This is a genomic window from Pantoea sp. Tr-811, from assembly GCF_011752535.1.
Taxonomy (GTDB): Bacteria; Pseudomonadota; Gammaproteobacteria; order Pseudomonadales; family Pseudomonadaceae; genus Aquipseudomonas.
Genome location: NZ_VWXJ01000018.1, coordinates 93,063 through 112,965 on the forward strand (window position 1 = coordinate 93,063; position 19,903 = coordinate 112,965).

General features: G+C 52.5%; 14 protein-coding genes. 9 read left to right on the forward strand and 5 right to left on the reverse strand.

What is annotated here, in order from left to right; translation table 11 throughout:
- Positions 1–44 precede the first annotated feature (44 nt).
- Entirely contained in the window at positions 45–1,547 is a 1,503-nt protein-coding gene (locus F3J44_RS23375) for a PucR family transcriptional regulator (RefSeq protein ID WP_167276443.1), read from the forward strand.
- A 511-nt stretch (positions 1,548–2,058) separates the two neighbouring features.
- Here F3J44_RS23375 and F3J44_RS23380 read toward each other — a convergent pair.
- The 5 genes from F3J44_RS23380 to F3J44_RS23400 form a co-directional block, all read right to left on the reverse strand.
- The gene (locus F3J44_RS23380; RefSeq protein WP_167276445.1) at positions 2,059–4,188 is read right to left on the reverse strand and encodes a methyl-accepting chemotaxis protein; all 2,130 of its coding nucleotides are present in this window, start codon (positions 4,186–4,188) and stop codon (positions 2,059–2,061) included.
- A gap of 73 nt (positions 4,189–4,261) precedes the next feature.
- Positions 4,262–4,837, reverse strand: a complete 576-nt coding sequence (locus tag F3J44_RS23385; protein WP_167276448.1) for a dimethylsulfonioproprionate lyase family protein — start codon at positions 4,835–4,837, stop codon at positions 4,262–4,264.
- A gap of 26 nt (positions 4,838–4,863) precedes the next feature.
- Complete coding sequence (locus F3J44_RS23390) at positions 4,864–5,967, reverse strand: polyamine ABC transporter substrate-binding protein (RefSeq protein WP_167276451.1); 1,104 nt, start codon at positions 5,965–5,967, stop codon at positions 4,864–4,866.
- Positions 5,968–6,422: 455 nt separating this feature from the next.
- Positions 6,423–6,782 carry a cupin domain-containing protein gene (locus F3J44_RS23395; RefSeq protein ID WP_167276453.1) on the reverse strand — a complete coding sequence of 120 codons (360 nt, stop codon included), beginning with the start codon at positions 6,780–6,782 and terminating at the stop codon, positions 6,423–6,425.
- Positions 6,783–6,791: 9 nt separating this feature from the next.
- Complete coding sequence (locus tag F3J44_RS23400; RefSeq protein WP_167276456.1) at positions 6,792–8,852, reverse strand: FAD-dependent oxidoreductase; 2,061 nt, start codon at positions 8,850–8,852, stop codon at positions 6,792–6,794.
- A gap of 1,360 nt (positions 8,853–10,212) precedes the next feature.
- Between F3J44_RS23400 and F3J44_RS23405 the strand changes: the two genes are divergently transcribed.
- From F3J44_RS23405 to F3J44_RS23440, 8 genes are all read left to right on the forward strand, one after another.
- On the forward strand, positions 10,213–10,761 hold the full coding sequence (locus F3J44_RS23405; protein WP_167276458.1) for a helix-turn-helix domain-containing protein: 549 nt from the start codon (positions 10,213–10,215) through the stop codon (positions 10,759–10,761).
- A 331-nt stretch (positions 10,762–11,092) separates the two neighbouring features.
- Positions 11,093–11,842, forward strand: coding sequence for an electron transfer flavoprotein subunit beta/FixA family protein (locus F3J44_RS23410; protein ID WP_167276461.1), 750 nt, complete (start codon positions 11,093–11,095; stop codon positions 11,840–11,842).
- Positions 11,842–12,771 carry an electron transfer flavoprotein subunit alpha/FixB family protein gene (locus tag F3J44_RS23415; RefSeq protein ID WP_167276463.1) on the forward strand — a complete coding sequence of 310 codons (930 nt, stop codon included), beginning with the start codon at positions 11,842–11,844 and terminating at the stop codon, positions 12,769–12,771. The genes F3J44_RS23410 and F3J44_RS23415 overlap by 1 nt, the downstream gene beginning before the upstream one ends.
- Positions 12,772–12,848: 77 nt before the next feature.
- A complete protein-coding gene (locus tag F3J44_RS23420) occupies positions 12,849–14,519 on the forward strand; it encodes an electron transfer flavoprotein-ubiquinone oxidoreductase (RefSeq protein ID WP_370526776.1) in 1,671 nt (556 codons plus the stop codon).
- A gap of 32 nt (positions 14,520–14,551) precedes the next feature.
- Complete coding sequence (locus F3J44_RS23425) at positions 14,552–15,976, forward strand: gamma-aminobutyraldehyde dehydrogenase (protein WP_167276469.1); 1,425 nt, start codon at positions 14,552–14,554, stop codon at positions 15,974–15,976.
- Positions 15,977–16,071: 95 nt separating this feature from the next.
- The gene (locus F3J44_RS23430) at positions 16,072–17,478 is read left to right on the forward strand and encodes an APC family permease (RefSeq protein ID WP_167276472.1); all 1,407 of its coding nucleotides are present in this window, start codon (positions 16,072–16,074) and stop codon (positions 17,476–17,478) included.
- Between the two features lie 65 nt (positions 17,479–17,543).
- On the forward strand, positions 17,544–17,885 hold the full coding sequence (locus tag F3J44_RS23435; RefSeq protein ID WP_167276475.1) for an ethanolamine utilization protein EutQ: 342 nt from the start codon (positions 17,544–17,546) through the stop codon (positions 17,883–17,885).
- Between the two features lie 37 nt (positions 17,886–17,922).
- The gene (locus tag F3J44_RS23440; protein WP_167276477.1) at positions 17,923–19,884 is read left to right on the forward strand and encodes an FAD-dependent oxidoreductase; all 1,962 of its coding nucleotides are present in this window, start codon (positions 17,923–17,925) and stop codon (positions 19,882–19,884) included.
- Positions 19,885–19,903 lie beyond the last annotated feature (19 nt).

Below are 19,903 nucleotides of genomic sequence, written 5' to 3' on the forward strand. Positions count from 1 at the left end.
CCTCGCTGGGCGTTTCTGCATCTTCAGCCTGGCAGAGCATGACCATGTCTTTCAGCATTCAGGACATCATCGACAACGTATCGCTGCGCACCCGGTTGCTGACTGGCATTGAGGGTACGCAGCGAACCCTGCGCTGGGCCCATGTATGTGAGCTGGCAGACCCAAGCGAATGGTTGGGTGAGGGTGATTTGCTGATGACAACGGGCATCGGTATACCCCGTGATGGTGAGCAGCAAAGGGCATACGTGACGCGACTATCCGACGCCAAACTAGCAGGCATGATGATCGGGGAGAACATGCAGGCGCCCGAGGACATCTCAGCCCTTCAGGATCAGGCATCCCTCCTGGGTTTTCCGGTGTTGATCACCCATTACTCCGTGCCCTTTTCCGCCGTTACGAAAGCCATTCTGGACGCCAGGCAGCAAACCGAAGATCAACGTCGCCGTGCAGTTGTGCGGCTCTATGAGAGCGCCCGGATCGGGTTGCGTCATCTTGGCTTGAATGGGTTGTTGCTGAGGCTTTCTGCAGACGTTTCAGCTGAGCTCTATCTGTTCGATACGCGCAGCTTGTGCCCCTGGCAAGAGGGGCTGGCGCCCTTGCCGGAGCGGTGGCGCGAAGTGCTCAGTTCGCGTGCACGGCTCACCTACGATCTGACACGCTGTCATGACGGTGATAGCGAAGCATTGGTGATGGCGCTGCCGGCGCTCCCGGAATGCGCGTTGCTTGCCACGGGTGGCCAGTTGCTGGATTACGGCATTCTTCACCATATTGCTTCGGTGCTGGCAATCGAGCTGGAGCGTCTCCAAAGTGAGCACGAGCGTACGCTGCGATTGGGCTCTGAGCTGGTAGACGATCTTCTGAATATGAGACTGACTGAGCGAGCAGCGCAGGAGCGTCTTGAGCAGTTGGGTTGTCCGCCAGGTTGCTCGCATCTGGTACTTGCTCGGTTAGATCAAGCCGCTCCGGTTGATTGGCAACTGGAGTTGAGTCGGCTGCGCGTGAAAATGTTGGCCAGGCAGGCCGGTGATGAGCTGGTAATCTTGGTGGCCGACCCGGCCTCAAGCGAGGCGCTCCAAACGGTGTTGGGGTGTTGTTTAGGTGTCAGTGGTGTCCTCAGTGAGGGGCTCAGGGCACCTGAGGCGCTACGAGAGGCTCGTCTTGCACTCGCACACTCTACCGAAGCTCGCAAAGTCGTCGACTATGCCAACGCATTGGATGAAGCATTCTGGCTACCCAGCGATCTGGAGCAAGCCAGCCGAATGTATCGTCGAGTCATTGGTAGCCTGGCCGATTACGACGCGCAGAATGGTAGCCATCTCATCCACACGTTGCGGGTGTTTTTGGAGCAAAACCGTTCTTGGCAAAAATCTGCGCAGATGCTGAATGTGCATAAGCAGACATTGATCTACCGCGTACGTCGGATTGAGGAGATAACCGGTCGATCATTGGACGATACGGAAGGGGTAGTGGCGTTGTGGATCGCGTTGCGCTCGATGGACATTGCAGTCGATGTCCAAATGGGCGCCACGAACCCAACCCCAGGCTAGGGCACTAGAGCTAATTCGATCGGAAACTCCATGCCTGTTAGGGCCTAATCGCTCGGTTATAAACCGATTTCGATCTGCTCGTTAACCAGGCTAACGACGATCAGGGCTGATTGGATATGTCTGCTGTTTCCAGTGCCGCTTCGCGGAAACGCTGGTTTCCTGTCGCCTGCTCACCTCAGCCGGCGCAATGCCTTCGTCTATCAGTGTCCGACTCAGGAGATCGCAGGTGGTAGTTATGAAGGTCATAAGGGCGCGGCGGATGTAAGCCAATGGCCATAACCTGTTGGCTCAAGCTGACGTTTTGATTTTTTGGCCACCCTCACTAGGCAATGGGTGTGAGTTGCCTTGAGGACGCTTCGCTGAAGGCGATAGAAGATCAGCTCCATATCTATGCCTATAAGCCGCAGCGCAAAAAAGAGTCCGCCTTGGTCTCAGCTATTGTGGATTGAGAATCCTGGGGCAGAGTGCCCCAAGGGATACTCAAGGGATTGCATTTGTAGGGGCAGGTTGTTCAGACCTTGAAGACATTCATAAGGCCATGCTGTTTTTCAGCCAACGTCGACAGTTCGATGCTCGCGAGGGAGACATCCCCTGCATTTTTTGCGACGTAGTTTGCGGCTGATCCAATGTTGCTCACGTTCAGGTTGATTTCCTCTGCCACAGAGCTTTGTTCCTCAGCGGCACTGGCAATTTGCGCATTCATGTCGCTAATAACCGTTACCGCTTGCGCTATGATTTCCAGTGCTTTCTGAGCTTCTTCGGACTGCCGAAGCGTAACATCCGTGCGGGTTTTACTCTGCGTCATGACTTCTACCACTTGCTGGGTTCCTTGCTGCAGTTGCGAGATCATGGCTTGGATCTCGTCAGTCGCTTTTCGGGTTCGTTGGGCCAAGTGCCTCACCTCATCTGCTACCACCGCGAATCCTCGACCCTGTTCCCCAGCTCGTGCGGCTTCGATTGCAGCGTTAAGCGCCAGGAGATTTGTCTGTTCTGCGATGCCGCTGATGGTTACCAGGATGGCGCTGATGCTTTCGCTTTCATTTGCCAGAAGCTCGACCACCTGGGCGGCCTTTTGGATTTCAAAGGCAAGCTGAGCGCTGGCCTCTGCTGCGGAATGAACGATGCGCTTTCCATCTGCAGCTGCCTCATCTGCGTGATTAGCAGCTTGGGCGGCTAGGCTAGCGTTACGCGCAACATCTTGGGCTGTCGCGGTCATCTCATGCACTGCCGTGGCCACAAGTTCAATCTCGGCGAGCTGCTTTTGCACCTCAGAGCTTGTCTGAGCGGCAATGTTGGCGGTGCTCTGAGAGGAGTTGCGCAGCCCGCTGACAGATGAGGTGACTTGGTGAATCGTTGATTGAAGTTTGGATAAGAACGCGTTGAATCCGTCTGCAATCGCTCTGAGCTCGTCGTTTCTGCTGGAAACCAGGCGGCGAGTCAGATCCCCTTCGCCTTGGGCAATGTCATCGAGCATTGCGACCATTTGGCGCATTGGTCGCGCGATGCCAAAGCTGATCAACCAGATGACCCCCAGGCCGGCCAGCGAGACTGTCAGCCCTACCAGAATCATTCCCCAGATGTCGTTTGCTCGCCTTCCACTCAGCTGGCTCTCTAGTTTATGCAGGTCAGCCATCACCACATCGACAGGCAGGTCGAGCACAAGCAGCCAAGGTTTGGAGCCCTCTACGCTGAAGGGCTGCAACAGATAGATACGACCGTTCTCTCGATCAATCTTGAAGACACCGTCGTCAGTCATCTCCATTTGAACAAGATCTTGCAGGGTGCCGCTGAGCACTTCGCGGCTATCCCCACCCAAAATCTTGTCGTCTGCACTGAACCCGACGATGCGCAGGTTGCTGGACAGTAAAGCGACCTTGCCAGCGCCACCGTAGAGTTCCTGGTTAGCTTGTAAAATGAGGCGTTGGATAAACGCCAGCGATAGACTCGCGCCTGCCACACCTAGGAAATGCCCGTCAGAGATGATGGGGGCATTGAAGCTGGACATCAGGGTCGGCTTACCTGAAACATCATATGGTGCCGGATCGATTGCGCAGGGGGAGAGACTTTCTCGTGGACACAAGTAATACTCACCTTCGCGTACGCCAGTAGGGAGCATCTTCTGGCTTTCGAGCTCGTCGCCGAGTGTAGCAAGCTGAGGTTGTCCGAAGGAGTCGCGGTACCACCAGGGGGTAAATCTCCCTAAATTCTTCGAATCTACTTCAGAGGTGCCAAACTTTTTCTGATCGAAGGCACCCGGCTCCCACGCGGTATACAGATCTATGAGCTCTGGATTTTCGAGCAAAATTTTGTGGGTAACGTTGGTCATCTCCTTTCGCAATCTTTGATTGGATGCAGGCTGATCGTCGTTATTTGTACTTAGCGAAGAATTGGTCTGAGCGACCGTTTTAGCAATCATCATAGGGTATGCGAGTTCAGCTTGAACTTGCGCTACTTTCGCGAGAGCCAGCGATCTAAGTCGGTATTTTGTGGACTCTTCTAGGAGTTTTTTAGTGCTGTTTTCTACAAGAATCTGAGTTTCGGATCCTGCATGAAGTGCATACATGACTAGAGCGGCAGCAACGGCGAGCACACTTACCCCGGCCAGCATCGCTACGGAATGCTGAATGGATTTAAACTTCATTTAAACTCCAGTTGAATAATGAATAGTAGAGTTAGGCTGATCCGGGAGCAAAGTACGGGTCGCCGTACATGAGTCAGAGTGCTAGAAGGGGCGTGCCGGCAGAGCGCATCGAATGGAGTGAATTTGATGGGTTGTGAACAGTTCCTCCGACTCCCGGGGCGAACCAGTTTTGGTTTGGTTGCCACCATTCGCTTTCCGATAACGCAATGTAGAGTTCCTCCGGTCTATGTCGATGTTTGGGATACATAGTATGAGGGTGCATCACCGTAACGCCGAGCATAAGGTCTTCGCAAGTTGCCAGTCCCCTCTCTCCAAAAATTATGGCGTTGAAATGATTCTTATGAAACTCTGGGTCGTCGACGGTGTTCGGCTTTTTGTACCAGTCCAGCTCATGTGCGATCACTGAAATGTAACTTGCCATCAGCCTGATATTTTCAGGGGCGCTGGCCAGTTGTTTTCTTGCTGATTCAATGGTCGCTTTGGTCGCCCAAAAGTTTTGGTTTTCGAGTCTGCTGTCCTTGATAGGTTTGCTACTTAAGCGGGCAGTGTTGAGTTGTAGTGATTGAGTGGCGTTCGGCGTCGCCTTACGCAGATGCGCGTCAATGAGTTCCAGAAGGCGCGTCAGTTCGAATTTGAAATCCATGTTCATCATCGCCTCTTTATGAGAGCCACTCCTTACTTGCCGCTTTTGATCTTGTTCCAAGCCCTAGTCTGAAGGCGGTTGATTGAGGGAGGCTGGATTTTAGCCACCACCAACCGTGCCATGGTCTGAGCATCAGGGTAAATTGCAGTGTCGTCCAGGATTTCTGGAGCGATGAATTGCTTGGCGTCGGGCACCGCATTTGGAAAGTGAACGTAATTGGTAATAGCCGCCATGTTTTTAGGCTCTATCACGTAGTTTATGAAAGCTTCCGCATTATCCGTGTTTTTAGCATCCGCCGGCACGGCCAGCATGTCGACACTGAGCTTGGCGCCTTCTTTAGGGACTATAAACTTTACCTGCACGCCATTGCGAGCTTCCTGGGCCCGCGAGTTGATCATGCCAGCGTCTCCGGAATAGCCTATTGCGATACAAATGTTCCCATTAGCAAGATCTGACACATGTTTGGAAGAATTGAAGTAGGTAACATAAGGCGCAATCTTGCTCAGCAGGTTCTCAGCTGCTTTGAAGTCATCTGATTTTGAAGTGTTAGGATCTAGTCCGAGATAGATCAAGGCCGATGTGATGACTTCGTCAGGCGAGTCTAGGAAGGCAACGCCGCATTTTGAGAGTTTTTTTACTGTTTCTATGTCAAAAACCGCTGACCAAGAGTCAATTTCGCTGCTGTCGATTTGCGCACTGACTTTCTGTGGGTTGTAAATCAGGCCTGTTGATGCCCACAGATAGGGCACGCCATAATTGTTGCCAGGGTCACTGGATTCCAGTTTTTTGAGAAATTCCGGATCAAGGTATTTAAAATTCGGAATTTTGGCTTTATCTAGTTTTCTATAGACGCCAGCTTGGATGTGGCGGGCTAAGAATTGGTTTGACGGCACGACAACATCGTAGCCGGTGTTTCCCGAGAGAAGCTTGCCTTCCAGCGTTTCATTGGTATCAAAAACATCGTATACAATATTGATCCCTGTGCTCTTCTCAAACGACTGCTTTATATCCGGATCAATGTAGTCGCCCCAGTTGTAAACGTTCACGACCTTCGTCGTGTTCGTCTGCGCCACTGCAACAGGCTGTTGAGCAAGAATAGCAGTAACTATAGCGAGGCTAGTCAACGCATTTTTCATCTTTCGTCTCCTTCTATATCTCATCGTTGCTATGTACCTAGCGCGCGATAAGTGATAAGCAAAGAATGACAACGCAGAAGTTAGCTCACATCATCTTGGCGTGCCTGGATGATCCGAGGAGGTGTGCTGACGCGGAAGAGATCAATGAAAGAGAAGGAGTGTCCCTGTTCCAGTCGAGCGTTGATACTGGCGCTGAAGCGGGGAGCCTAGTCGTTAAAGCGAGGTAGTTATTGAGAAGATCAGACTTCATGAGTCTTTCCTCTGGCTGGGGCCTTTGCCTCTTTTTATGCCCTCACTGTGGAACGAGGCGTGAAAAAAATCAAGAATTATCATGAATAAAATATGAAATTTTCACGGCGGAGAAGGGAGGTGACGACGAATGGTCACCCCCCAGCTGCCAGCACCCAGGCTCTGAGGCATGCATGGGTGTAGGAGCCGCGTTGCGCGGCCCAGTCTTAGGCGATGACGAACAGCTTTTTCACAGTGCCAATGTTTTCCCAGACACCGCTGAAACCGGCGGGAATTACAAAGGATTCACCCGGGCCGTAATGAACAGAGTTCCCATGGTCGTCGGTCAGTCGCACATGCCCTTCGAGGATGTGGCAGAACTCATCCTGCTCTGAGGCGAAGCTCTCGCGGCACGCTCCTGCTTCCCACTCGCCCGAGATGAAGCCACGTTGCTCGTTAGAAAAATGCAACCAAGTGGCAGATCTGTATTCGCCGGAGAGCACTTTCTCATGGCTTACAGTCTCATGAGCGGGCTCAACGCCGGAGCGGGAGAAGGAGACAACATCCTCAATTTGTTTAATATTCATTTCTACATCTCACGACTGGACAATGATTCTTTCACGACGGAATGCGATAGCTTCTTCGCTTTCCTCAAGTTCCCGTGCAGCCAGATGACCGCTGTACACCGCGCTGGCAATGATTCCTGGCGCAAAGCAGTCGCCAATAGCTCTCACCGTTTTGATGCCGGCTTCGTTTAGGGCGTCCTGGTTAGCGTTGAGCTCCAGATACAGCCCCTCATTGGGTGTCCGTTCGGTGACGAAAACCACTGCGTTGCCAGGTACGTGAGTTTCCTTGCCGGTGTAGGTGCACGCACTTGTGACCCCATTTTCGGTAAGGCCCGTCAAGGTTCGACAGGTAATGATGTCGACGCCAAGTTCCATGAGTCTTACCTGAGTACGACGTTGCTCCCATGTGAAATAAGACCATGGAGAGACGACGTTGGAAGGGGTGACCACGCGGACTTTGCAACCTTGCTTGGCCAGCAGCTCAGAAATTACGCCACCCATGTAATAGGTGTCGTCATCAAACACCACGACCTCACCGGTGGGTAGGTGGCCACGCATGATGTCGTCCGGTGTAAAGACGGGAATAGATCCGAGCCCAGGCAACGGCTGATAGTGGGAGCGTCCCACGCCATCGTTTCTCCAGGTAGCGCCAGTTGCCAGCAAGATGTGCTGGAAACCAAAGCCTAGGACGTCCTCAGCAGAGAGTGGGCTATCGCGGTAGATATCTACGTTGGTCGACTTCAGCAGTTGTTGGATCCTGTAATCGGCCACGCGACGCCATTCTGCCAGGCCTGGCAACGCGCCTTCCTTCATTACCCGACCACCCAATTCGGTGGAGGCTTCCGCCAACGCGACGGTATATCCTCGCTCACCCAGCGCACGGGCAGCCTCCAAGCCGGCAGGGCCGGCTCCAACGACAAGCACCGCGTCATCGGATTTTTTCGGATTCATACGTTCAGGGTGCCAGCCCCGGCGCCACTCCTCACCCATGGTAGGGTTCTGGGTGCAGCGGATTGGTACGCCATTCTGATCCGATGAAACACAGATATTGCAGCCGATGCACTCACGAATGTCTTCGAGGCGGTTTTCTTTGATCTTGTTAGGCAGGAATGGGTCTGCGATCGATGGGCGTGCAGCCCCAATTAGGTCGATGACACCAGATTTAACCAACCGAACCATGGTGTCTGGTGAGGTAAACCGGCCTACGCCAACCACTGGCTTGCTGGTCACTCGCTTCACGAAGGAGATGTAGGGCTCCTGGCTTCCTTCTTGAGCAAAGCGCGAAGGTGACGAGTCGTTCTCCCAATCACTGACATTTACATCCCAGAGGTCAGGAATCTCGGCGAGCATCTCAACGATCTCACGTCCTTCAACATCGAAGCGGATACCACCGTCTCCGAGCAATTCTTCGACCGAGAACCGCAGCGCTACGGCGCAAGTGTCACCTACGGCGTCTTTGGTATCCTCCAACACTTCTCGAAGGAGCCGCACGCGGTTTTCAAGCGAGCCGCCGTATTGGTCTGTACGTGTGTTGTAGCGTGGAAGGAGAAACTGCTGCAGGATCGATAGATTGTGCGCCGCGTACACATAGATGATGTTGAATCCGGCTTTCTTTGCCCGCAATGCGGCATTGCGGTGCCAGGTGCGGAACTCTTTGATGTCGCGAAGCGACATCCCACGGGCCTGGATCGGCTCTTCCAATACGATGGAACGATGGGACGGAGCCAGAGGCGGCATGCGCGAGTCTTGGTTGCCGAAGGCGAGACCGAGGTGTGCTAGCTCAATGCCGGCTAAGGCACCGTGAGCATGGACTGCCTTGGTCATGGCCGCGATAGCGGGGATATCGCCATCGTCCCAGAGCCTTCCTTCAGCGTAGGGGCCTTGGTCAGACGTTGGGTGAATGTCGGTGATTTCTGTGCAGATCGATCCCCAGCCACCTTCCGCTTTTATGCCTCGCATTGCAGCCAGCATATTTGGACGAACATGCCCCATTCCATTGCAATGAGGTACTTGGAAGAAGCGGTTTGGGGCAGTTACTGGGCCGATTTTTACGGGTTCGAAAAGGAGGGCGTATCGCGGATCTGTCATCATGGCTGGGAACCTCAGGGTGGCAGGAGCTGCACGCTCCTCACGTTGTTATGGCGCCACTGTGAAACCCGTCGTGAAAAAAATCAAGAATTTTCATGAAGGGTGGTGCCGTTTTTTCACGAGCGGTAAGCAACCCAGCTTTTCACGAACGAGCTGCGTTCCGCACAAGCGCTGACCCAATCAGTGGCCGGACGCGTTGTGCATCAGTCGAGTGAAACGATCTTGCTTGGGGATATGAGGCGAGGAGGGTAGTTTGGCCAAGATGGCTTTACGCCGACTTAGTGGGCGGATTGTCTTTCAAGCCTTTGATGTACTGGATGAACTGTGGGTCGTCACCTTCTAGTAGACTATCCAATCGATCGGAAAAATCGTCTCTATTGCACCACTGACGCATGTAATTCTCCCACGCTGCCCATCTTCTAACTTGTTGCTTAGACATTCTTCTCGAACAAGACAAAATGTACGCTTGTTCGAATAGAGACATCAGGAGCTCGAATAGCGCTCTTAACCGCTCTTCTTGGTCTGCGGTGAGTTCGATTTTTCTATCAGGGCTTAACAGTCTAAGGTCAGAATTTTTTAAAATTAGTACCAAAAACTCGTTATAGCTAGAGGTGAGGCTCTCGTAGATTGCTCGGTCTTCGTCTTCACGAGCTCTTGTGCGCTGCATCCAATATAAGAAAATAGCGAATGGGAGTCCAAGTACGGTCACGATCGCGCTCATCGTGGCGAGAGCTTCTATCATATCCAAGGCACCTCAGTTTGATCGCCCGAGATCATCGGAGGATCAAGTTGGCTAAGTTTTTGAGAGGGGGATTCGTCGTAATCTTCGCGTCTGAGGCATTTGCAATGCCTACGTCCGGTGCCTGTGGCCATAACCGTAACTAGGCCGCGAGCATCAATAGATCATGATCCGCAGTCCACGAAAGCATTGATCTTCTATCTACCTTTTCCTTGATCGCTGATGATCCCTCCATGGACTGAGCGTTCTGTAATGTCCAGTTCTTCCTCCGCGATTGAATGTGTTCATGCGCTGTAATGCCCCCAGCGGATCTACGTTGGTGAATGGCCTTGGGAACCTGCGAGCCAGCGGGCATCAAGAGCTTGACGATTTTGCTTCAGTCCTCCTGACGGCCTCCTATCAATGCGGCAGCGCTCAGGTGGCATCAGGCTCCATCAAAGGCGGCCTTCACTCTGAAATTCCTGCTGAAAAAAATCAAGAATGTTCATGAAATCAGCAGGTGGTTTTTCAGCTCTGGCAGTTCATGTATTGTTTGCTGTCGAGAGAAAATTTCGACTTTTTGGGCTTCCGGGCTGGAAAATGCCCCCGACTACAGCGCCCTAACCTCGTCCTATGGAGCTTGTAATGAACGATCATGTCGCAGGTCTTAGGATCAAATACCTGCGTAAAAAAAAGGGTCTCAGCCTGCAGCGGGTTGCAGATCACATTGGCCGCTCAGTGGGCTTTGTATCCCAAATCGAAAGAGGGATTTCTCGGCCTAGCATAGAAGACATAGGCGCTATCGCTGAGCTCCTGGAGGTCGACTATCTGAGCTTCTTCACAACCGAGGAAGAGCAGCCTTCGCACCGTTTTTTTGTAAAAAAATCTGAACGCTCTGTCCTGGATTACCGAGGTGGGATCTCCGACGAGCTGCTGTCACCTAGCATTTCTGGCAAATTTCACATGCTCATGACCGAGGTCGCACCAGGTGCAAAATCCAGCGATGACCAGATGAAGGATTTAGGCGAGCAGGGAGGGCTGTTGCTGGAAGGTGAGCTTGAGTTCACGGTTGACGGCGAAACCTTCACGGTCGCTAGCGGCGACAGTTTCCAATTCGTGTCAGCTACCCCACATAGCTATATCAATCGCGGCAATAAACCAGCAAGGATTGTGTGGGTATTTTCGCTCCGTTAGGCGATTCCACGGCCCAAAGCATCGTCGTTGGTTGCGTTTTTTCACGAAACTGACCCGAGACAAAACGCCGCAGTTTCGCCTTTTCATCATGTAAATGTCTGATATTAAAGGATTTTCTTAAAATCCGACGAACGTAATTTTGAAATGCCTTGCCTAGCCCGTGAAAAAATGAGTAAATTTTCACGGCGCTTCTGTCGAGCCTCCTGACCAGCTTCCCCCTTCTGGACGTTGCTGGTTCCTTCGACAGTCCCGTCAGTAGATTGCCGTCTCCCTCCGCAGTGAGGGGAGAAGCCGGCGTTGCTGAAACCAGAGCACGCAAGGTAATAACAAGATGAAAGTATTGGTAGCTGTAAAGCGGGTCGTTGACTTCAACGTGAAAGTGCGTGTCAAACCGGACGACTCGGGCGTTGATCTGACCAACGTCAAGATGGCGATGAATCCATTCTGCGAGATCGCGGTGGAAGAAGCTGTGCGTTTGAAAGAGAAGGGTGTCGCTTCGGAGATCGTAGTCGTGACGATCGGCCCCAATGCTGCTCAGGAGCAGGTTCGCACCGCTCTGGCGCTTGGTGCTGACTCGGGCATCTTGGTCGAAACTCCCGAAGACGTTTCTTCCTTGGCAGTGGCGAAGCTGCTCAAGGCGGTAGTCGACAAAGAGCAGCCCCAGTTGGTAATTATCGGGAAGCAAGCAATTGACACCGATAACAATCAAACAGGTCAGATGCTGGGCGCTTTGACCGGTTATCCTCAAGGTACCTTCGCGTCCAAGGTCGACCTGGCTGCCGATAAAGTCAATGTCACTCGGGAAGTCGACGGTGGTTTGCAGACAGTTTCGCTGACCCTGCCGGCGATCGTCACTACTGATTTGCGCTTGAACGAGCCTCGATATGCATCTCTGCCTAGCATCATGAAGGCGAAGAAGAAGCCATTGGAAATTGTCACTCCCGAAGCTCTGGGTGTATCGACCGCTTCGACAGTTACCACCATTAAAGTTGAGTCTCCGGCGACGCGCACTGCGGGGATCAAGGTGAAATCTGTTGCTGAACTGGTTGAGAAACTGAAAAACGAAGCGAAGGTGATTTGATGGCTATCCTGATTGTTGCAGAACACAACGACGGTAGCCTCGCTGCTGCCACTCTCAACGCAGTCACAGCCGCTCGCCAGATCGGTGGTGATATTCACATTCTGGTTGCAGGCCAAGGTGTAGGTTCGGTGGCCGAAGCTGCGGCTCAGGTAGAAGGCGTTGCAAAGGTACTGGTAGCAGATGCCGCGCATTTTGCGTACCAGTTGCCGGAGAATGTCGCCCCCCTCATTGCTGAAATGGCGAAGCAATACTCTCACGTCATTGCACCTGCCACCACTAACGGTAAAAACTGCCTGCCGCGTGCGGCTGCGCTGCTGGACGTGGATCAAATCTCCGAAATCACCGCAGTAGTAAGCGCCGATACTTTCAAGCGACCGATCTACGCAGGTAATGCGATTGCTACGGTGCAATCGAACGCGACGATCAAAGTTATCACCGTGCGTACGACTGGCTTTGATGCCGCGCCTGCCCTGGGCGGTAACGCTGCCTTGGAAATCGTTGGCGTAGGTGTCGACTCAGGGAAGTCGGCCTTCGTTGGTGAGGAACTTGCCAAGTCCGAGCGTCCTGACCTGACCTCGGCAAAAGTGGTCATCTCTGGTGGTCGCGGTTTGCAGAATGGCGAGAACTTCAAGCTTCTTTACGCTGTAGCTGACAAACTCGGCGCTGCTGTTGGTGCTTCTCGCGCTGCAGTGGATGCAGGCTATGTAGCCAATGATATGCAGGTTGGCCAAACCGGTAAGATTGTTGCTCCGCAACTTTATATCGCGGTTGGTATCTCGGGTGCGATCCAGCATTTGGCTGGTATGAAAGACTCCAAAGTCATTGTTGCTATCAACAAGGACGAAGAAGCACCTATCTTCCAAGTGGCTGACTATGGTCTGGTCGGCGACCTGTTCGAATTGATGCCTGAGCTGGAAAAAGCGATTTAAAAAGGATTGATTACGTTCTAAACGTTTTTCGAACCCTCATTTATAGCCGGTTCGCCGGCTTTTTTTACGCCACTCTTATAAGAAAGTCTGATGCTATGCGTGAATTTATGGAATATGACGTCGTCATTGTTGGCGCCGGCCCGTCTGGTCTTTCTGCGGCTTGCCGTTTAAAAAAGCAAGCAGCTGAAACTGGCCAGGAGATTAGCGTCTGTGTGGTGGAAAAGGGCTCTGAAGTTGGGGCTCATATCCTGTCTGGCGCAGTCTTTGAGCCGCGTGCGCTGATGGAGCTATTTCCTGATTGGGAAGAGCTAGGCGCGCCACTCCATACGCCAGTAATTCGCGACGACATTTTTCTTTTAAAAAATGCTGAAGACGCCCTGAAGGTTCCGGGTTTCCTGGTTCCGAAAACAATGCATAACGAAGGAAATTACATAATTTCCTTAGGCAACCTTTGCCGTTGGCTTGCGCAGCAAGCCGAGGGTCTGGGAGTGGAAATCTACCCTGGCTTCGCCGCGCAGGAAGCACTCATCGATGAGTTTGGTGTTGTTTACGGCGTGCTTACAGGTGACCTTGGTGTAGACAGAGAGGGGAACCAGAAAGAGGGTGTCTTTACGCCGGGCATGGAGCTGCGGGCCAAGTACACGCTCTTTGCCGAAGGATGCCGTGGGCATATCGGGAAGCAACTGATCAAGCGTTTTCAGCTAGACGCCACCGCCGATCCTCAGCACTATGGTATCGGCATTAAAGAGATCTGGGACATCGATCCGGCCAAGCATCAACCGGGCCTGGTGATCCATACTGCTGGTTGGCCGTTGGATGATGCCAATCCAGGCGGCTCGTTCCTGTACCACCTTGAGAACAACCAGGTGGTGGTCGGCCTCATTGTTGATCTGGCCTATAGCAATCCTTACCTGTCGCCGTTTGATGAATTTCAGCGTTACAAGCATCATCCGGTAATCAAGCAGCATCTTGAGGGCGGCAAACGTGTCGCTTACGGTGCTCGCGCAATCTCCAAGGGTGGTTTGAATTCGCTCCCTGAAATGGTATTCCCTGGCGGCGCTCTGATTGGCTGCGATCTGGGAACACTCAATGCTGCCAAGATCAAGGGCAGTCATACCGCGATGAAATCCGGGATGCTGGCGGCTGATGCGATTGTAGCTGCACTTCAGAATCCGTCCGATGACGCCAAGGTCTTGACCGGCTACGTTGACTCCTTCAAATCAAGCTGGTTGTACGATGAGTTGTTCAAAAGTCGTAACTTCAGCGCCTCTTTGCATAAGTTTGGCCTGAAGGTTGGTGGCGCCTTAAACTTTATTGATCAAAATATTTTTGGTGGGAAACTGCCCTTTACGCTGCATGATACTAAGCCTGATCATGCATGTATGAAATTGGCATCCGAGTCGGATCGTATTGAATATCCGAAGCCCGACGGAAAAATCAGTTTTGACAAGCTGTCCTCGGTCTTCCTCTCAAATACCAATCATGAGGAAGATCAACCAGTCCATTTGAGGTTGACTGATCCGAGCATCCCGATCGGCTCGAATCTGCCAAAGTTTGATGAGCCTGCACAACGTTACTGCCCTGCGGGAGTGTACGAAGTGGTGCAAATGGATGACGGTAATAAGCGTTTTCAAATCAACGCTCAGAACTGTGTTCACTGCAAAACATGCGATATCAAGGATCCGGCGCAGAATATTTCCTGGATTACGCCTGAGGGTGCCGGCGGCCCTAACTACGCCAACATGTAATTCCAACTACAAACAATAAGCTGGTGAATAAAATGCAAACGAAGCTTCTTATAAACGGTCAGTTGGTCTCGGGGCTTGGTGAGTCTCAGCCGGTATTGAATCCCTCGACCGGTGAGGTCGTCGTGATGATTCCTGAGGCTACCCCTGATCAGGTTGATGGAGCAGTGGAGGCAGCTCACCAAGCGTTTGACAGTTGGTCTCAGGCATCTCCAAAGGATCGTTCGACGCTGTTGCTCAAGATTGCAGACGTCGTTGATCAGCACGCTGAAGAGCTTGCCCGGCTGGAGTCTATTAACTGCGGCAAACCCTTCAATGCGGTGCTAAATGACGAATTGCCCGGTATCTCCGACGTGTTTCGCTACTTCGCAGGTGCGGCGCGTTGCTTGACGGGCACGGCAGCTGGCGAATATCTGCCTGGCCACACGTCAATGATTCGACGAGATTCGATCGGTGTGATCGCTTCGATCGCTCCCTGGAACTATCCACTCATGATGGTTGCCTGGAAGATCGCTCCTGCTTTGGTAGCGGGGAACACTGTTGTTCTGAAGCCTTCCGAACAGACGCCATTGACCGCTCTGCGTCTGGCCGAGCTGATCGCGTCGATCCTACCGCCTGGTGTTTTGAACATAGTTTTTGGGCGTGGCTCTTCGGTTGGCTCCCCGCTTACCAATCACCCGCTTGTACGAATGGTTTCACTTACTGGATCGGTCGCAACGGGCGCCAGGATCATTTCTAGCACCAGCGGTGACGTCAAACGCATGCACATGGAGCTGGGCGGCAAAGCTCCGGTCATTATCTTTGACGACGCGGACATCGATGCTGCGGTAGAGGGTATCCGCACATTCGGTTTCTATAACGCAGGCCAGGATTGCTGCGCAGCAACGCGGCTCTATGTCCAAGAAGGTATCTACGATCAGTTTCTGGAGAAGCTGACGGAAGCTGTCGGCACCCTGAAACATGGTCTTCAAGATGACGAAGGCGTGGAGTTGGGGCCGTTGATCACTGCCCAACATCTGGAGCACGTCAAAGGTTTTGTTGAGCGTGCTGCAGCTCAGCCGCACATTCGCGTCACCACCGGTGGTAAAGCTGTAGAAGGGCCAGGTTTCTTCTTCCAGCCTACCATCATCGCAGACGCTAAACAGGATGATGAAATTGTTCAACGCGAAGTATTCGGGCCGGTTGTCTCGTTAACGAAATTTACCACTGAGGCTGAGGTTCTGAACTGGGCTAATGATTCTAACTACGGGCTTGCCTCGTCAGTTTGGACTAATGACCTTGGGCGTGCGCATCGCCTTTCGTCGCGGCTGCAGTATGGCTGCACTTGGGTCAACACTCACTTCATGTTGATCAGTGAAATGCCACACGGCGGGCAGAAACATTCCGGTTATGGCAAGGATCTGTCTATGTACGGTCTTGAAGACTACACCGCTGTACGCCACGTGATGATCAAGCACTGATTTAGTCCAGATGGCACACACGGATGTGTGTCATCAGCAGTGCGATTAAGAAATGGAAACCCGTAGCTCTGATATAAAAACAAGAGGGTTCATTTGTGACTAACCAAACAGCCTTATCCGAAAGTAATTTTCTTGATTCCGATTCTGGCAGTGAAGTCAAAAAAACCGAGTCATTGTTCCGCGTGACCATGCTCGGCCTTTCTGGGCAGCAATTGGTTCCTAGCGCGGCGATGGCTGCAGGTGCATTGCCTCTTTATGCCGGGAATGGATCTTGGTTGGCAATGCTTCTCGCCCTGGTCGCAGCGCTTTTCATGTCGCTGGCTACAAACGTGTTCGCACGAAAGTACGTCGTTACTGGTTCGTTGGTGTCTTACGTGGGGCTCGCGCTTGGTCGCTTGCCACAGCGGGTAGTCGCTGCCTCGTATCTAACAGGTTTCCTGATTGTCTGCGCTTCATTGTCTACATCCGTAGTGATGTTCAGCAGCAGCTTCCTGCATAGCGTTGGAGTGTCCTTTGCAGCCGCTAATTGGTTCCAGGCTGTCTCGGCAATTTCTATATCTGTCATGGCAGGCGCGCTGACCTGGCGAGGACTGGACGCCTCTATTTCGGTAACTGCCTGGTTGTCGTTCCTCTCGGCGCCCCTAGTTATAATCGTCGGTGTCGCAGCTGCCATGAACGGTGGAGTGGATATTGTCAGCCAATTGACGCTCGAAGGCGTCTCGTTGCGTAGCCTGGTTGAAGGCACCATCGTAGGTCTCGCCTACTTCGTAGGTTGCGATGCGTTGGCAGCACTTGCAGCTGAGACTGATAATCCCAAGAAGAACGTTCCAAAACTACTGCGCAATGTCTTGCTCATCACCGGCTTCGCGTTCATTGGTTTGATCATGCTGAGCTGCCATTTGATGAATGGCCAAATGGACGCGCTCAATGCAGGTGAGTCTCCTACTTCGATTTTAGCGACGATCGCAGGCATGCCTTACCTGCAAAAGCCTATTGACCTTCTGCTTGCTGCGGCAGCATTTGCCAGCTTGGTAGCATTCCTTAACTACGGAAGCCGCGTGTTCGCTACTTCCGCGAGCGAACGCTTCCTGCCAGCCGTTTTTTCCAGTGTTCACCCAGTCTATGGATCGCCCACTGCTGCGACTATTTTGATGGCCGCATCCGCCGCCGTAATCCCGCTGGCTCTACAGATCTTCGCTGGTGCGCCGCCTCTGCTGTCGGCCAACTACTTGGCCACGCTTTTCTCGCTTTTCTGGATTGTGCCTTATGTCTTGCTCAGCATTGGTGCGATTAAGGAGCTTATTGCATCAAACGAACATAATGTTCTCAATGTCGTATCGATCGCTCTTGGCGGTCTAACGTTTGGTACGATTCTGGTTTATTACTTTGCTATTCAAGCTGAAGGCGTGTTCGGCTGGCTTCCACATATTATGGTGGGAATGACGGCGGTCGCTTACCTAATTATTGTGGCGCTTGAGCGTAAGCGCCCCGGAAAAATTTAAGAAACACTTGAGCAGGGTGAAGTCTTGCTCAATTCAACGTGCACTTTGTTATGAGAGGCCTGATAATGTCTAAACATATCCACTTCAAGAACCAGGCTATGGTCTTTTCCCCTTATGGTGGTGAGCCCGTTGAGCGGGCGTCCATTTGTCGCTTGGTGGGAACTAAGGAAAGTGAGACCATCGGTGCAGGCATCGCTTTTTTTGATGGCGCTTCGATCCCTTGGACGGTTCTTTATGATGAAGTGATCGTTGTCCTAGAGGGAGAGTTTGACCTTTCCATTGGTGATGAAGTCATTCATGCTCAAGCCGGGGATGTTATTTGGGTTCCTGAGAAAAGTCCGCTCGTTTATTCTGGTAAAAAAGCAAAAGTATTCTATGCGCTTTATCCAGTGACCTGGCAGGGCTGATAGAAGTCGTACCGTTTTAGCCTATAGGTATAAGAATATGCTTTCCCAGAATAGCGCCTACAAGAACCTCTTCTCGCCGTTTGAAATACGTGGCAAGCGTTTGAAGAATCGTATTATGTCCACAGGACATGATACCTCGATGCCTACCGACAATTTGATCAATGATCAATTTGTTGCTTATCACCAAGCGCGAGCGGAGGGTGGCGCAGGGCTGATCATTCTCCAAGTAGCAGGTGTGCACGAAAGTGCGCGTTACACCTCCCACGTATTGATGGCCACCGATGATGAGTGTATTCCAGGTTACCGTCGTGTTGCTGACATCTGCCACGCTAACGGGACTATGGTTTTCTCACAGATCTTTCACCCTGGTAGAGAGATCATGGAGTCCAGCGAAGGGCCGTTGGCTGTCGCCTATTCCGCATCCTCGACCCCCAACGAGCGCTTCCATGTCATGCCGCGAGCTCTCGATCAGAAAATGATCGACGAGATCGTGCGGGGCTATGGTGAGGCGGCCCAGCGCCTCGAAGCAGCAGGCATTGATGGCGTTGAAATCGTAGCAAGCCACGGTTATCTCCCGTCACAGTTTTTAAATCCCCGGGTCAATCGGAGAACAGACGATTACAACGGCGACATCAGTAAGCGAGTACGTTTCATCGAGGAGATCATTCAGGCAGTCAGGAGCCGTACCGGCGAAAATTTTGTTGTCGGGATGCGTATTTCTGCTGAAGAGCTTGATCTTGAAGGCCTCACAGAAGACGAGTCGCTTGAAGCTGCTCAATTGCTTCAAGATCGTCTGGATTACCTCCACATTGTCGCAGGTACCTCTGCTACGTTGGGGGGCGCGGTGCACATCGTTCCGCCAATGGCCATTGAGGCCGCGTATTTGGCAAAGAATGCTGGACTGTTCAAGTCCAAGCTATCAATTCCGCTTTTCGTGACGGGACGTATCAACGCTCCACAAGAAGCAGAGCTGATCGTTGCGCGCGGTCAGGCAGATGTCTGCGGGATGACCCGCGCTTTGATCTGCGACCCGGAGATGCCGAACAAGACTTACCAGGATAAGGCTGATGATGTTCGCGCCTGCATTGCTTGCAATCAGGCGTGCATTGGACACTTTCATAAAGGGTTCCCAATCTCGTGCATCCAGCGACCCGAAACGGGGCGTGAGATCAAGTATGGTAAGGTCACGCCAGCAGCAGTTAGCAAGAAGGTCATGGTTGTCGGGGGAGGCCCCGCCGGTATGAAGGCAGCGGTAATTGCCGCGCAACGTGGTCATGACGTGACCCTCTTCGAGGCGACGTCGCAGCTGGGTGGGCAAGTCTTGCTAGCCCAATTGCTGCCTCGCCGAACCGAGTTCGGGGGAGCAAGCACCAACCTGCAGCGCGAAATGGAACTGGCCGGTGTCAAAGTTCAGAAGAACGTGCGTGTCACTCCTCAGTTGGTTGTGGACTTTGCACCTGATGCCATCGTAGTTGCAACGGGCGCGACACCGTACATCCCGCAATATGAAGCGGGAGGCGAGCTTCAAGTCGTTGATGCTTGGCAAGTGCTGCGCAATGAAGTGAAGGTCGGTCGATCCGTTGTGGTAGTTGACTGGCGGTGTGACTGGATTGGGCCTGGTATTGCGGAAATCTTGATCCGCGCGGGTCACAATGTTCAATTGGCTGTGAACGGTACTAATGTGGGAGAAACTCTCCCATTATACGTACGAGATAACTTGGTCGGTGAGATGCACAAGTTGCAGATTCCGGTGACGACCTATGCTCGACTTTATGGCTGTGACGACACCACCGTTTACATGCAGCATACCGCTAGCGGTGAGCCGATCATGTTCGAGGATGTTGACACGTTAGTGCTCTGTACTGGCCATCAGCCGGTCGACGATCTTGTCGATCAACTTGATCCTAAAATTGAAGTGTTCCGAGCCGGCGACTGCCTCGCTCCCCGAACTGCCGAAGAAGCTATTTATGAAGGCATGAAGGTCGGCTGGGAGATCTAAGGGTTCTGCGCTTTGCCCG

Bases quoted from the DNA above. Each gene is read 5' to 3' on its own strand.
- F3J44_RS23375 (WP_167276443.1), top strand. From the start codon at position 45: ATGTCTTTCAGCATTCAGGACATCATCGACAACGTATCGCTGCGCACC.
- F3J44_RS23380 (WP_167276445.1), bottom strand. From the start codon at position 4,188: ATGAAGTTTAAATCCATTCAGCATTCCGTAGCGATGCTGGCCGGGGTA.
- F3J44_RS23385 (WP_167276448.1), bottom strand. From the start codon at position 4,837: ATGAACATGGATTTCAAATTCGAACTGACGCGCCTTCTGGAACTCATT.
- F3J44_RS23390 (WP_167276451.1), bottom strand. From the start codon at position 5,967: ATGAAAAATGCGTTGACTAGCCTCGCTATAGTTACTGCTATTCTTGCT.
- F3J44_RS23395 (WP_167276453.1), bottom strand. From the start codon at position 6,782: ATGAATATTAAACAAATTGAGGATGTTGTCTCCTTCTCCCGCTCCGGC.
- F3J44_RS23400 (WP_167276456.1), bottom strand. From the start codon at position 8,852: ATGATGACAGATCCGCGATACGCCCTCCTTTTCGAACCCGTAAAAATC.
- F3J44_RS23405 (WP_167276458.1), top strand. From the start codon at position 10,213: ATGAACGATCATGTCGCAGGTCTTAGGATCAAATACCTGCGTAAAAAA.
- F3J44_RS23410 (WP_167276461.1), top strand. From the start codon at position 11,093: ATGAAAGTATTGGTAGCTGTAAAGCGGGTCGTTGACTTCAACGTGAAA.
- F3J44_RS23415 (WP_167276463.1), top strand. From the start codon at position 11,842: ATGGCTATCCTGATTGTTGCAGAACACAACGACGGTAGCCTCGCTGCT.
- F3J44_RS23425 (WP_167276469.1), top strand. From the start codon at position 14,552: ATGCAAACGAAGCTTCTTATAAACGGTCAGTTGGTCTCGGGGCTTGGT.
- F3J44_RS23435 (WP_167276475.1), top strand. From the start codon at position 17,544: ATGTCTAAACATATCCACTTCAAGAACCAGGCTATGGTCTTTTCCCCT.
- F3J44_RS23440 (WP_167276477.1), top strand. From the start codon at position 17,923: ATGCTTTCCCAGAATAGCGCCTACAAGAACCTCTTCTCGCCGTTTGAA.